The sequence below is a fragment of the Paenibacillus sp. tmac-D7 genome (assembly GCF_006519665.1).
Lineage (GTDB): Bacteria > Bacillota > Bacilli > Paenibacillales > NBRC-103111 > Paenibacillus_G > Paenibacillus_G validus.
The window spans coordinates 37,733-52,000 of sequence record NZ_VIDW01000007.1; the positions used below are offsets into that span (position 1 = coordinate 37,733).

Here is a 14,268-nt window from a genome sequence, read left to right on the forward strand (position 1 = left end):
TGATTAAAAATGATAAGGAGTGTTTAGAATCATGACAGTAATTTCTAATGTGTACGCTCGTGAAGTGCTTGACTCCCGCGGTAACCCGACGGTTGAAGTGGACGTGTATCTGGAGTCCGGCGCGCGCGGCCGCGCAATCGTTCCATCCGGCGCTTCTACCGGCGCTTACGAAGCTGTAGAGCTTCGCGACGGCGACAAATCCCGTTACCTTGGTAAAGGCGTGCTGAAAGCCGTTGAGAACGTGAACGACATCATCGCTCCGGAAATCATCGGCATGAACGCTTTGGACCAAGTTGGCATCGACCAGCGCATGATCCAGCTTGACGGCACTCCGAACAAAGGCAAGCTGGGCGCGAACGCGATCCTCGCGGTATCGATGGCGGTTGCCCGCGCAGCTGCCGAAGCTTTGGATATTCCTTTGTACGTTTACCTCGGCGGATTCAACGCGAAGACGCTCCCGGTTCCGATGATGAACATCATCAACGGCGGCGCGCATGCCGACAACAACGTAGACGTGCAAGAGTTCATGGTCTTGCCGGTAGGCGCTCCTACGTTTAAAGAAGCGCTTCGCACAGGCGCTGAAATCTTCCACAGCCTGAAATCGGTTCTGAAAGAAAAAGGCCTGAACACTGCTGTCGGCGACGAAGGCGGCTTCGCTCCGAACCTGGGTTCGAACGAAGAAGCGATTCAAACGATCATCACGGCGATCGAACGCGCAGGCTACAAGCCGGGTGTTGACGTATTCCTCGGCATGGACGTCGCTTCCACCGAGTTCTTTAAAGACGGCAAATACCACCTCGAAGGCGAAGGCAAATCCTTCACGTCCGCCGAGTGGGTCGATTTCTTGGCTGCTTGGGTCGACAAATACCCGATCATCACGATCGAAGACGGCTGCTCCGAAGACGACTGGGATGGCTGGAAGCTTCTGACCGAGAAGCTGGGCTCCAAAGTTCAGCTCGTCGGCGACGATCTGTTCGTGACAAACACCGAGCGTCTGTCCCAAGGTATTGAGAAAGGCATCGGTAACTCCATCCTGATCAAAGTGAACCAAATCGGTTCCTTGACCGAAACGTTCGACGCGATCGAAATGGCGAAGCGCGCCGGCTACACGGCGGTTATTTCCCACCGTTCCGGCGAAAGCGAAGACAGCACGATTGCCGACATCGCGGCAGCGACGAACGCAGGCCAAATCAAAACCGGTGCGCCTTCCCGTACGGACCGCGTAGCGAAATACAACCAATTGCTCCGCATCGAGGATCAATTGGCCGATGTCGCTCAATACGCAGGCAAATCCGCGTTCTACAACTTGAAAAACTTCAAATAATATATATAAATAAACTGTCAGGTAGAAGAGGTTTTGGACTTGGAGCTTTGCCGTCAGGCGAAGAGTAGTGTATGCACCGGAGAGTTTACGTGCCGCCTTTAAAAACGGATGATACCCGCAGCTTATTTCAAATCCAATCATCCGTTTTTAACAAAGGCCGGAGGGCATACAGCTGCTCGCAGCCGACAGGAGGCAACGCCTAGCCTCAACCTTGTTCACCTGACCAACCCCCGGAGGGAATCTTATGAGTAATCTGATAAAGACTGTACTGTTTCTTGTGGTATCGGCCTTTCTTACGCATTTGATTCCCTTCAGCGATTTTTTCCGCAATCTGGATACCATGATCCACGAATTCGGTCACGCTGTCGTCACGCTGGCGCTGTCCGGCAAGGTGATGTACATTGAGCTGTACGCCAACCACAGCGGCGTTACGTATTCGCAGGTATCGAGCAGATGGAGCTTAATTCCGATCTCGCTCGCGGGGTATGCGACAGCTTCGCTGTTTGCGCTATTGTTGTTCCGGCTCCGGTCGCGGGATAAAGAGCGCCTCGGGCTGCAGGTAATGACACTGCTTGCGGTGCTGTCTCTGGTGCTGTTCGTTCGGAATCCGGCCGGTATTTCGTGGCTGATCGGGTTCATCATTCTGAACGTGATCGTGCTGGCTATCGCTCCGCGATGGTTGCGGGATCTGTACTACTTGCTGCTGGCGTTCCTGACGCTGGAGGAATCGGTTTTCGGGCCGCTTTCGCTCATTATGTACGCGTGGAACGATCCGATGCGAGCAGGGGACGCCTCCAACTTGAGCGCGGTGACGCCGTTCCCGGCGATCGGCTGGGCCGTGCTGTTTACCGTCTTCTCGTTATGGTGCGCGGTCAAAGCGCTGAAGCTGTTCCTCCGCGGACGATCGTCTCATCGCGAAGGGAAGCCTCGCATCCAGCAACGGTTCGAACGTTGAACCTGACAAAAATACCGTTACGCTGCTCATCCGTATGGACTGGATTTGTCAGCGTATTTTTTTTGTGGTATAATAAGCTTGCTGTCTATTTTCGGACAAGTTGTGATTGCTGCTCGTAGGAGGTGTGAAGATGGAAATTGCACTGAAAATTATTTTGGTGATTGCGTCGATTGGATTAATCGCGGCCGTATTGCTGCAGCCGGGCAAAAGCGCGGGATTATCCGGTGCCATCTCCGGGGGTGCGGAGCATTTGTTCGGGAAACAGAAGGCGCGCGGTCTGGAGCTGTTCTTGCAGCGTTTGACTATGGCGTTGGCCGTTGTTTTCTTTGTTTTGTCTCTGATCGTGGCGTACTTTGTAAAAACCGCTTAATCATAAAACAACGACAGCAGGGGAATATTACTCCTGCTGTTTTTTTTTCTCTCCGGACGGGTAATGAAGCGGAGGAGGCTTGAAAGATACGCTGGTCGTTCCGAGGAGCGCCGATTACATAGATAAGCATATGTCCTCGCCTTTCCGGCAGATCGCCTATTCCCCGGAATCCTCGCATGGACTGCTGCTGGACGACGAGCGGGAACGGGTTGGCTATGCATTCGGGATTTTTACTTACACTCGGTCAATACGGGCATGGGAACAAGCGGGCGGCAGGTTCCTCCACATAAATTAGAAAGAGAAGATAGGAGTGAGCGCCAATGATCACAAGAGAAGCATTGCTCGATTTTATGAAAGAAACGGCTTATAAGCCTATGACGTACCACGAGTTGGAGCAGCATTTTGAACTGGAGGATGCTCAGGCATTTAAAGAGTTCTTGAAGCTGCTGAACGATTTGGAAAATGAGGGCTTGATATTACGTACCCGGAACGATCGATACGGTATTCCGGAACGGATGAATTTACTGCGAGGCAAGCTGCAAGCGCATGCGAAAGGGTTCGGATTTCTGATCCCGGACGACCGGGAGCTTCCGGATGTGTACATTCACGCCAATGATATGGGAACCGCCATGAACGGCGACATTATTCTGGTCCGCGTCAACTCGAAGAGCGCGTCCGGCGGTCGTATGGAAGGCGAAGTCGTACGCGTAGTCAGCCGTGCCAATACGCAAATTGTCGGCTTGTTTAAGTCGTTGGAAGAGTATGCTTTCGTCATACCGGACGACAAGCGGGTCGTGCGGGATATTTTTATTCCGAAGGATGCGTTTAACGGAGCGATGGACGGGCACAAGGTCGTGGTGCGGATCGTGTCGTACCCGGAAGGCCGCGCTGCGGCACAGGGCGAAGTCATTGAAATTTTGGGGCATAAGAATGATCCGGGCATTGATATTTTGTCAATCATCCGGAAGCACGGCTTGCCGGAATCGTTCGCCGACGATGTGATGGACGAAGCGGCCGCCGCACCGGAGTCGATTACGGAGGAGGAGATCCGCAGTCAGGGACGGCGCGATCTGCGCGGCAAGCGGATTGTTACGATCGACGGCGAAGACGCCAAGGACTTGGACGATGCGGTGAACGTCGAGCGTTTGCCGAACGGCAACTACGTCCTGGGCGTTCATATCGCCGATGTGAGCTATTATGTGCGCGAGGGCTCGGCGCTTGATCAGGAGGCGTACAACCGCGGCTGCAGTGTGTATTTGGTGGACCGGGTCATTCCGATGCTGCCGCACCGGTTGTCGAACGGGATTTGCTCGTTGAATCCGCAGGTCGACCGGCTGACGATGTCCTGTGAGATGGAGTTCGATCAGGATGCGAATGTCGTCCGGCATGATATTTTCACGAGTGTGATCAAGACCAGCGAGCGAATGACGTATAAGAACGTACGTACGCTGCTTACGGAAGAAGCTCCGGAACCGGAGCTGCTCGAGAAGTACGGCTACCTGATGGACGACTTCCGGCTGATGGAAGAGCTCGCGATGAAGCTTCGGTCCAAGCGGATGCGGCGCGGCGCGATTGATTTTGATTTTCAAGAGTCGAAAATCCTGGTAGACGAGAACGGGAAGCCGACCGACATTATTAAGCGCGACCGTACGATCGCCGAGATGATCATCGAGGAGTTCATGCTGGCGGCGAATGAAACGGTGGCGGAGCATTTCTACTGGATGAAGGTGCCGTTCTTGTACCGGATTCACGAAGACCCGGACGGCGAGAAGCTGGCGCATTTCATGGAGTTTATTACGAACTTCGGGTATGTGGTGCGCGGCAAGGGCAATACGGTGCATCCGCGGGCGCTGCAGACGCTGCTGGAGGAAATCAAGGGTACGAAGGAAGAGACGGTTATCAGCACCGTGATGCTTCGTTCGATGAAGCAGGCGAAGTATGATGCCAATAGTCTGGGCCATTATGGCCTCGCGGCGGAGTTTTATTCACACTTCACTTCCCCGATCCGGCGGTACCCGGACCTGATCATCCATCGCGTCATTCGCGAGGTGCTGGAGAGCGGCGGCGTACTCAGCGACAAGCGTCACGAATACTTGGCATCGCGGATGGAAGATATCGCGCGGCAGTCGTCGGAGCGTGAGCGCGTCGCCGTAGATGCGGAACGCGAGACGGAGTCGCTGAAGAAGGCCGAGTTCATGCTCGACAAGGTCGGCGAGGAATTCGGCGGCATCATCAGCAGCGTGACCAGCTTCGGCATGTTCATCGAGCTGGACAATACCGTGGAAGGGCTTATCCGTCTGTCCGACTTAACGGACGACTACTACCACTACCACGATGCCCAGCACGCGCTGATCGGCGAGCGCACCTCGAAGATTTTCCGCCTTGGCGATGAGGTGAAGGTGCGTGTGTCGCGTGTGAACATGGATGAACGCACCATCGACTTCGAGATGGTGGACATGAAGCCGCGGCAGCAGAAGGTGAGCCTCGTTGACGCGCTGAAAGCGGTGCGCCAAGGCAAGCGGGGCGGCCGCGGCAAAGGGCCGGGCGCCGCGAAGACGCGCGCGCTCGAGGCGACGGGCCGCTCGGCGGAGAGCGGCAGCGGGAAGCGCGGCGCGAGTGCCTTCGGCGCCGGTGGTGGCGCGGGCGTCGGCTTCGCCAAGAAGAAGCGCAAAAAGACCGTGAAGCACTAGGCGCCTCTTGATTTCCGGGGATGGAGTTTGGTACAATGGACTCCATCCCTTGGTTTGGTTTGGAGTCTTGATGGGAAGGAGCGGTGCTGCGACAATGGGCAAGAAAGCGGACGGGAAAGTGCTGGCGCAGAACAAGAAAGCGTCGCATGATTATTTTATAGAGGATACGTACGAATGCGGTTTGGTGTTGACCGGAACCGAGATCAAGTCGATCCGCCTCGGTAAAGCCAATATCGGCGATGCGTTCGCGTTGATCCGGAATGGCGAAGCGTTCATTCATAACATGCACATCAGCCCTTTCGAGCAAGGCAACCGCCACAACCCGAGCGATCCGACCAGGGCGCGCAAGCTGCTGCTGAAGAAACCGGAGATTCGCAAGCTGCTCGGTCTAGCCAAGCAGGAAGGCTACGCGCTGGTGCCGCTTAAGATCTACGTGCGCAACGGCTACGCCAAGCTGCTCATCGGCCTCGGCCGAGGGAAGAAGCAGTTCGACAAGCGGGAAACCGCCGCGAAGAAAGACGCCCAACGCGACATCCAACGTGCGCTTCGCGAGAAGCAGAAGGTTGCACGGTAGGCGGGCGCACAGTTACCAGCTTTACCGAGTGCTGGATTTGCTCCCAATAGGTTGGCCTTCCTTTTCAGAGCATGTGTGTTATAATAAGAGTACGCCAGAGGACATCAGCATCAATCAGATCTTATGAAGTCAGCACATCAACAGCTTTGTTGATAAACCTTTTTTCATAACTTCCTTGAATTCATATTTTTACATTGTTTCACTTTTAGGCTCCTTAACCGGAGCCTTCCTATGCGGGGACGTTCTTGGATTCGACGGGGATAGTTCGAGCATGGGTTGCGGGTAGTGGGGACGCGTCCACTTCATCAACGCTAAAGCCAATTAAATGGCAAACAACAACAAAACTACGCTTTCGCAGCTTAATAACCTGTGAGCGTGCTCCTACTCTGCATCGCCCATGTGCCGGGCTAGGGGCTCAACTTTAGTGGGATACGCTGTCTCATCTCCGCCTGCGGTGAGCTGAAGAAGACAATCAGGCTGACCCAACGCGTAGCCGGTTACGGGGCGACGCTCGGGTGACATCAAAACTGTGACTACACCCGTAGAAGCCTGTGTGGCGTTATCTTCGGACAGGGGTTCGACTCCCCTCGTCTCCATAAAGACAAAAGGCACTGACCTAGTGGTCGGTGCCTTTACCTTTTCTGGGATTGTTTTTCGTATCCTTAACTGTAAAGCCTGCTTTTAATAAATCCGATTTTAGTTTTTCCTTAGATGAAGACTTATAATATTCATCTAATTTTGCTTTCCAGACTGCAATTGAATTTCTACCTTTATTCATAAGAAAACCTCCATGACTCCAATACTATAATTCTAGTATTGACTCCATTGAAGGTTTTATACTAACTACTATACAATATCAAGAAGCTGGCCGTTTTTATCAACTAATACTTTTGTTGTGTGCAAGTCTTCATCGAGTTCGCTACTTGCTGCAGCCTCTCTAAAAGAAATTAGTAACTGATTCTTGGCGACATCGTGGTCCACAGCATTTTCAGAGTCGATGACACTGAAACCAGCCAACTGCAGATCTGCTTTAAGAGATTTTGCATCTATATTATTGTAGTAAGAACTCATTTTCTGAGCCCATTTTTGTGCGGCATTCATAATATAACACCTCTTTTCTTAGGGTTATTACCCCGCATTACCTTTTCAAAGCTCAGGATTATATCCGTATTAATAACGCAATATTGTTTCTCAGTTCTAAAGTGTCTAGTAATGCCATAGGGTTTGCTTCTATGATTCGAGAATAATGGAGGAAGAACTTCTTGCTTATCCTTGTAGGGAAAGGTTTTGGATATAAGATGTAAATTTAGAATATTAGCCAAATGATTACACATAAAGGAATCATGGTATTCATTCACATCGAGCTTCTTCTCACTAATCTCACTGTTTAAACGAAGCATTTGTTGGAAAAACAAATCTTGATGCTCCCTAAGGTCAAGATCCATATAATGATCTTCATTTATGCGGACAGTACATTTAAGAACAGCCCAATTCTCTTCTCTATATTTTTCATTTCGAGTAACCTTCATGATCGACCAAACTTTTGCTTGAGTATCATCATGATAGAAGTAATATCCATCACCAAGATAATGTTCATCTCCTGTGGATTTAAGATGGGGTAGCAGCGTTTGGGCTAAGACGATTTGATCAATTGCACTTTCCGTATTGCCATGGTATAGGGTCAACTCTATCATAGGGGTTCCTTTTCAACGAATCTGTTATCATTATACCACTTATTGGTATGTTTGTAACTGCCTTGTTTGGACTTACGGGGCGACGCTCGGGTGACATCAAAACTGTGACTACACCCGTAGAAGCCTGTGTGGCGTTATCTTCGGACAGGGGTTCGACTCCCCTCGTCTCCATAAAATGCGAGAGCATCGACCAAAAGCGGTCGATGCTCTTTCGCATTTATAGATCGGATAAAGGAAGGCGAGAGCCCTGGGAGTTCAGACCGCATGCAACGGAGCAGGGCGGAGTGAGCACGGCATGGACATGTACCGCCAAGGTTGTCCCCTTTATTTGCGGTCAAGCTCGGCTTCGATGTGGGACGATTTGGAAGACTCGCCCATACGCCAGTAGACGAAGAAACTCACCGCAATACAGGCAGCCACATAGAAGTAGAAGAGCGACTCCATTCCAATGCTCTTGAACCACAATGCGATGAACTCCGCGGTCCCGCCGAACACCGCAACGGTGAGTCCGTACGGGAAGCCTACGCCAAGAGCGCGAACTTCTGTCGGGAAAAGCTCGGCTTTCACGATGGCATTGATGGAAGTATAACCGGTAACAATGATGAGACCAGCCAGCATGAGCAAGAAAGCACCCATAGGATTCTTCATGTTCTCCATGATAAAGAACAGTGGCGCTGTCAGCAAAGTACCGAGGATACCGAAACAGAGCAATAGCGGGCGCCGTCCGATCCGGTCGGACAGCATGCCGGCGAGCGGCTGAAGTACGATAAATACCAGCAGGGCAATAAAGTTGATCCAGCTGACGACGTCCTTGGGGAGGCCTACAGAATTCACCATGAACTTTTGTAAATACGTTGTATAAGTATAGAAGGCGACGGTTCCGCCGAGCGTTAATCCGACCACGGTCAGCACCGCTTTAGGATGCTTCATCAGAGCTCGCATGGTCCCGGCGTTTGTCCTGCTTTCGGAGCCCATTTTGGAAAACTGTTCTGATTCGTCCATCGAACGGCGCAGCCACAAGACAGCTAGTGCCCCCAGCGCTCCAATGATGAAAGGAATACGCCAGCCCCAGGCCTGCATTTCGGCTTCGCTGAGTAGTTGTTGGAGGATGATCTGGACGCCCAGCGCCACCAACTGGCCTCCAATAAGTGTGACGTATTGGAAGCTTGAGTAGAAGCCGCGCCGGCCTCTGCTGGCCATCTCGGACAAGTACGTTGCCGAGGTTCCATATTCTCCGCCCAGCGACAACCCTTGGAGTAATCGAGCGAGAACCAAAATGATGGGAGCCATTATGCCAATGGAGCTATAACTAGGGGTACAGGCAATGATCAGGGAACCACTGGCCATGACAGAGATGGAAAGCGTCAGCGCAGCACGGCGGCCATGACGGTCGGCGTATCGGCCCAGCAACAGGCTCCCTATCGGGCGCATTAAGAAGCCTACGGCAAAGATCGCCGCCGTGTTGAGGAGTTGGCTTGTCGGGTCTCCCTTAGGAAAGAACTGTGATGAGAAATAGACTGCGAATGCAGCATAAACGTACCAGTCGTACCATTCGATCAGATTTCCAACCGAACCTTTAAAGATGTTACCTGCAATACTTCCCTTCTTTGTCGACTCAACGGATTGAGACATTATTTAATTCCTCCTTCAGAAAGTAACCGCTTTCTTCGATGGGTGCATGTTGATTATTTTTTAAGCCTTTGCTTGCATCAATGATCGACCTTTCGAAGATTTGTGTAACGCTTACACCCGTCTAGTTGAAGTCATTAGAACTGTTCTTTATACTACAAAATAGTATCTTTCCCTTTTAATTATATCCATTAATTGTTTCCAGGTATTCAAAAATAGCAGCTGATTTGCCGTCTATTTATGCTGAAATGCAAAAAGGAGGAGGACGAGTGGATTTAACCATCCTGCTAAGGCTCTTTGAGAATGTAGTCGTAGTTGCTCTAATCTCTTTATTCATTGGTCAATTGAATTATTTTAGACTCTTGATTTATGGGAAAAATGGTTGGAAGCGAACCGTTATTCTTTCAGTAATATTTGGGTTTTTATCCATTCTTGGAACAGAAAATGGCATTCAAATCGATGATGCATTGGCCAACACGAGGATTGTCGGTGCTGTGGTAGGAGGGCTTGTAGGAGGCCCTCTGGTTGGGATATTTTCCGGAATCATAGGAGGCATTCATAGATATTCTATCGGTGGATTTACCGCCGCTGCCTGCGCCATCTCTACCGTACTTTGCGGCTTATTGGGAGGGCTAGCAGGGATCAAATACGATATGTTAAGAATGAAATGGCAGCACATCGTTCTGTTAGGGCTCACAGCGGAATTGATTCAAAAGATATTAGTGCTGCTCCTAGCCAAACCATTTGCAGCAGCGCTGGCATTGGAATTGAAAATAGCTATACCTACTACAAGTGTGACGATCTTGGGAGTGATGATTTTCATCAGGATTTTTATGAACATTAAACTTTTACAGGACCAATCCGGGGCTATTGCGGCTAATCTTGCCCTTAGTATTGCTAGCCGTACCCTCCCCCATCTTAGAACCGGTCTAAATGAAACGTCGGCGAAACAAACAGCAGAGATTATTCATGAAATTGCAAATGTCGATGCGGTCGTAATAACGGATTGTGATCAAACTTTAAGTATAGTAGGTGTTGGAAGTGACCGCGGTCTTCATGAAAAGGCGATTTATGCACAGGTAACAGAAGCCATCCTCAAACAAAATAAGATGAGGATCCTTTCTCTAGATAAAGAGTTTGCACATTTCCATCGTAATTTTCCCTTAAAATCAGCAGTAGGTGCAAAATTGGTTCATAACAGCAAACCGGTTGGAACATTGCAGATTTACTATAAAAGTTCATTTAAAGAAACCCAAACCGACCTCAATCTTGTTGACGGACTAGCCAAGCTACTTTCGGTACAAATTGAACTTGCGGAGATAGAAAAGCAAACCAAAATGAGGCAGCAAGCGGAATTGAATGCATTGCAGGCACAAATTAAACCGCATTTTCTTTTTAACACGCTAAGCACCATCATGTCTTACTGCAGAACCAATCCTGAGCTTGCAAGAAACCTGCTGGGCAATTTGAGCGACATTTTCAGGCGAAATCTGAATAATAAAAACAACTTTAACAGTTTGAAAGAAGAGTTGGATGGTATAAAATCTTATTTGGAGATTGAGAAGGTCAGATTCGCAAACCGATTAAAGGTGACTATGGAAATTGACGAATCCTTATTGAATATGAAATTGCCAGTTCTAACCTTGCAGCCTATTATTGAGAACTCGATTCATCACGGTTTATTTCCAAAAATAAATAACTGCTTGTTATTTATTCGTGTTTGTAAAAACAGAAATCATGTACAAATCCGTGTTGAAGATAATGGAATCGGAATTAACGAGAAACGGTTAGCGGAAATTTTAAATCACCAAACAAAGGGAATAGGTTTTTCTAATATTCACCGTAGATTACAGTCTATATACGGGAAAGATTATGGTCTGCATATTAAAAGTGAACCGGGATCCGGTACGATCGTAACATTTGAAATTCCGATGACCGGTCTAAAAGAGGATGTGATCTAACTTGTTTATAAAAACAATCATTGTGGATGATGAACCGGCTATTTGTTCCGAGTTGGCATTCCTGCTTCAAAAATATATAGATATTCAAATTGTCTCGATCCATCACAATCCCGTTGAAGCTCTTTCAAAAGTTATTCATGATGAGCCTGATCTGCTTTTTCTAGATATCCAAATGCCTGAGATGAATGGGTTAGATTTCGCCAAGCGTTTAAATCAAATGACCCATCCTCCGTTCATTATTTTTTCAACAGCTTTTTATGAACATGCGTTAGAAGCATTTAATACGCCCGCTATAGCTTATCTTACAAAACCTATATCGGAATCCAGATTGGACGATGCCATCAAAAAAGTGAAATCTCTTCAAGCCAAGACAAAAATTAAATGGGAAAAAGCGCCGCCAATGCTCGAAGGTCGTATCTGTATACGGAAAAACAACATCATAAAACCGATTCAAGTAAGTGAAATCAGTTTTGCGTTTGTCAAAGACAAAGAATTATACATTTCCACTAAAGATTCCATAGAAAAAAGCGAATTGTCTCTAAATGAATTGGAATTGGTTTTAGATGAAACGGGTTATTTTTTTCGATCTCACCGAAATTATATTATCAACCTAAACTTCATAACTGAAATCATTCCTTGGTTTAACAGTACGTATTTAGTAAAGATGAATGACGCCAATAGCACAAAGGTTCCAGTAAGCAGAGGAAAATTAAAAGAATTTAAAAGTATTATGAATCTATAATCGTCATCGATTATCATGCTCCCATAGGTGCCCCTATCTGCTTCGCGGCTTAACGATTGACCTCCGAATCAGGTCTGGGGATCAACATCACATATGGGAATTTTCTTGTTTTGGTTAAGGAAAAATTTAAAAGCCGCACTTACGGACATCATGCAACCTCGCCAAACAGCATAACGCGGCGGCGGATTGTGGATTGGCCAAGCCACGGTTCGCTCCATAAGTACTACCAGTGAGAGCACCACATCAGCGCTCTTTCTGCGTTTTAGAAGGGTTTCACAGGGGATTTTGTGGAGAGCGGCTTTATGCGGCTTTTTTCTATTTCATCTGCTATCCAGGATCATGATACAATGTAAAAGAAAGGAAGGCGGTGCTGTTCAACATAAAAGGAGGGATTTGATGGAGTATGTCCGGGATTACACGATGTACGCTTCCATTTTCGGCATGTTCAGTTTTGTCTGGTTCGGTTGGGCGCAAGAAAAACCGAAAGCAAGCTGGCGAATATATATTGGTTTGGCGTCGGCCGCAGCTCTTCTTGTTTGCCTGGTTGGCGTCTATCTGAGCGTGAAGAATTGGGATGCGCCTTCTGCTTTGTCGGACGGAACGGCTTTCCGCAATTATTTGTTTACGGTCTATATCGAATTATTTTTGGCTGGCGCAGGCGCTTTTGTGTTTTATAAATTGAACCGTCAAAATGTTGTTGCTCCCTGGATTGCCTTTATCGTCGGAATCCATTTTATCGGCCTGCAAAGCGTTTTTGACGATCCCAGCTTATATCTTCTGGCGGCGCTTCTCGTTGCGGTCTCTATTCTTTCCATATTTATTTCTCCAAAACTTCAAGTAGCGAACAGCGCGATTGCGGGCATAGGAGCGGGCACGGTATTGTTTTGCTTTGCTGTACTTGGTTTGATTCGGTATTTATCAGTATAAATGGGAAGGCGGCCTCATGTTTGAGGCTGTCTTTTCATCCCATTGTTTTTATTTTGAAGGAGAGGGTTGTTACTCGACTCCGCGGTACATAGGCCCCAGCAAAGTGTTTTCGGAGAAGATGCTTACCCCTCTCTATTTGACAAGCCTGCGGCATTACTGGAATCTCTGGTCAAAAATCATTGCTTTCATCATGGAAATAAACGAACAGCCTATCTTGTTACAAAATCATTTTTGATGTTGAATGGATACCATCTACGAATGGAACGTAAATATGCAGTGGAGTTTATAGTCGATATTGCAAAAGGATTGCATACTTTAGAGACAATCGTTCATATTTTAGAAGAGCATTCTCAAGAAAGATGATTCAAAGGGCCTCCCTAGGTGACATCAAAACTGCAACTACATCCGTAGAAAGCCGCATGGGGTGATCCTCGGACAGAGGTTCCCCTTGCATCCACCAAATTATGAGAAAAGACACCGTGTCATGTCAGGTGTCTTTTTTGCATAATAATGTCGCTGTTGACATTCAAACAACGGATGTCTTCATGGAATAAAATTCAGGATGACTGCACTTGGGGCAGGAGTATTCATCGTTCGATATATCGTGTGAATGTTCGCTTTTTAAAAAACAAATCCATACAGGAACATTTGTTCGAAAAAATGTTTGCGAAGCTCAATATTGGTGTATAATGAATGAGGTTGTCCAAATTGCTCAAAAGGAGCTGTTAGATGATGTCAATCAGTTTGAACCCGTATTTGATTTTTGACGGCAAAGCAAGAGAAGCGGTCCATTTTTACGAGAAAGCATTAGGCGGGAAAGTGATGGGCATCATGACGTTCGGAGATATGCCGGCGGACCCGAATCATCCGTTGACGGATGACATGAAGAATCGCGTTATGCATGCGTTCTTGAAAGTCGGCGACGCGGATCTCATGTTCTCCGATACGTTCCCAGGCATGCCTCATCAGCCAGGCGATACGGTTCAGATTGCCATCCATCCCAGAGAAGAGGCAAGAGCGAGAGAAATCTTCGCTGCCTTGGAAGACGGTGGACAAGTCGTCATGCCCCTTATGAAGACAGATTGGAGCCCCTTGTACGGGATCGTAAAGGACAAGTTCGGCGTTACTTTCCAAGTGAATGTTCCAGGGGAGCAGCCGCAGGAATAGCATAAAGACTTTTGCTCGGCCAACAGACAAAATCTCCTGTTCACAAATGGACAGGAGGCTTACTTTAACGAATACGACTGTTGAAGATACAAAGTATTTACGTGAATGATGGAGCATAGTGGCCAACTTGGGCTACCTCTCCAAACGGCCTCAATATCGGGTGGCGGCGGAACGTGGATTTGCCAAGCTACGCTTTGTCTCCATAAGCTAAATCCACAAAAACGAAAAGGAGCTT

General features: G+C 48.4%; 14 protein-coding genes and 1 other RNA gene. 11 read left to right on the forward strand and 4 right to left on the reverse strand.

Annotation, left to right across the window (positions count from 1 at the left end; translation table 11 throughout):
• The first annotated feature begins 31 nt into the window (after positions 1-31).
• The 6 genes from eno to ssrA all read left to right on the forward strand — a co-directional run bounded on the left by eno (position 32) and on the right by ssrA (position 6,512).
• Positions 32-1,324, forward strand: coding sequence for a phosphopyruvate hydratase (eno, locus tag FKP33_RS07100; RefSeq protein ID WP_054797503.1), 1,293 nt, complete (start codon positions 32-34; stop codon positions 1,322-1,324).
• Between the two features lie 244 nt (positions 1,325-1,568).
• Positions 1,569-2,279 carry a M50 family metallopeptidase gene (locus FKP33_RS07105; RefSeq protein WP_141334358.1) on the forward strand — a complete coding sequence of 237 codons (711 nt, stop codon included), beginning with the start codon at positions 1,569-1,571 and terminating at the stop codon, positions 2,277-2,279.
• Positions 2,280-2,409: 130 nt separating this feature from the next.
• Positions 2,410-2,649: a preprotein translocase subunit SecG gene (gene secG / locus FKP33_RS07110; protein ID WP_054797504.1), complete on the forward strand. Its 240-nt coding sequence runs from the start codon at positions 2,410-2,412 to the stop codon at positions 2,647-2,649.
• Positions 2,650-2,969: 320 nt separating this feature from the next.
• A complete protein-coding gene (rnr, locus tag FKP33_RS07115) occupies positions 2,970-5,339 on the forward strand; it encodes a ribonuclease R (protein WP_141334359.1) in 2,370 nt (789 codons plus the stop codon).
• A gap of 94 nt (positions 5,340-5,433) precedes the next feature.
• Entirely contained in the window at positions 5,434-5,913 is a 480-nt protein-coding gene (smpB, locus tag FKP33_RS07120; RefSeq protein WP_127610814.1) for an SsrA-binding protein SmpB, read from the forward strand.
• Between the two features lie 235 nt (positions 5,914-6,148).
• Positions 6,149-6,512: a transfer-messenger RNA gene (ssrA, locus tag FKP33_RS07125) on the forward strand.
• Between the two features lie 17 nt (positions 6,513-6,529).
• On the opposite strand, the gene FKP33_RS27020 is transcribed toward ssrA, so the two are convergent.
• The 4 genes from FKP33_RS27020 to FKP33_RS07140 all read right to left on the reverse strand — a co-directional run bounded on the left by FKP33_RS27020 (position 6,530) and on the right by FKP33_RS07140 (position 9,239).
• Positions 6,530-6,691, reverse strand: a complete 162-nt coding sequence (locus tag FKP33_RS27020; protein WP_155614707.1) for a hypothetical protein — start codon at positions 6,689-6,691, stop codon at positions 6,530-6,532.
• 68 nt (positions 6,692-6,759) lie between these two features.
• Entirely contained in the window at positions 6,760-7,014 is a 255-nt protein-coding gene (locus FKP33_RS07130) for a hypothetical protein (RefSeq protein WP_141334360.1), read from the reverse strand.
• Positions 7,011-7,607 (reverse strand): hypothetical protein, encoded by a 597-nt coding sequence (locus tag FKP33_RS07135; protein ID WP_141334361.1) that lies wholly within the window; start codon positions 7,605-7,607, stop codon positions 7,011-7,013. The genes FKP33_RS07130 and FKP33_RS07135 overlap by 4 nt, the downstream gene beginning before the upstream one ends.
• Before the next feature lie 324 nt (positions 7,608-7,931).
• Complete coding sequence (locus tag FKP33_RS07140; protein WP_141334362.1) at positions 7,932-9,239, reverse strand: MFS transporter; 1,308 nt, start codon at positions 9,237-9,239, stop codon at positions 7,932-7,934.
• Positions 9,240-9,505: 266 nt separating this feature from the next.
• Between FKP33_RS07140 and FKP33_RS07145 the strand changes: the two genes are divergently transcribed.
• The 5 genes from FKP33_RS07145 (at position 9,506) to FKP33_RS07165 (ending at position 14,033) form a co-directional block, all read left to right on the forward strand.
• The gene (locus FKP33_RS07145) at positions 9,506-11,197 is read left to right on the forward strand and encodes a LytS/YhcK type 5TM receptor domain-containing protein (protein WP_141334363.1); all 1,692 of its coding nucleotides are present in this window, start codon (positions 9,506-9,508) and stop codon (positions 11,195-11,197) included.
• A gap of 1 nt (position 11,198) precedes the next feature.
• Positions 11,199-11,939: a LytR/AlgR family response regulator transcription factor gene (locus FKP33_RS07150; protein WP_127608917.1), complete on the forward strand. Its 741-nt coding sequence runs from the start codon at positions 11,199-11,201 to the stop codon at positions 11,937-11,939.
• A 186-nt stretch (positions 11,940-12,125) separates the two neighbouring features.
• Positions 12,126-12,866 (forward strand): hypothetical protein, encoded by a 741-nt coding sequence (locus FKP33_RS07155; protein WP_258313402.1) that lies wholly within the window; start codon positions 12,126-12,128, stop codon positions 12,864-12,866.
• Positions 12,867-12,932: 66 nt separating this feature from the next.
• Complete coding sequence (locus FKP33_RS07160; protein WP_141334364.1) at positions 12,933-13,229, forward strand: type II toxin-antitoxin system death-on-curing family toxin; 297 nt, start codon at positions 12,933-12,935, stop codon at positions 13,227-13,229.
• A 369-nt stretch (positions 13,230-13,598) separates the two neighbouring features.
• Complete coding sequence (locus FKP33_RS07165; protein WP_141334419.1) at positions 13,599-14,033, forward strand: VOC family protein; 435 nt, start codon at positions 13,599-13,601, stop codon at positions 14,031-14,033.
• Positions 14,034-14,268: the final 235 nt, after the last annotated feature.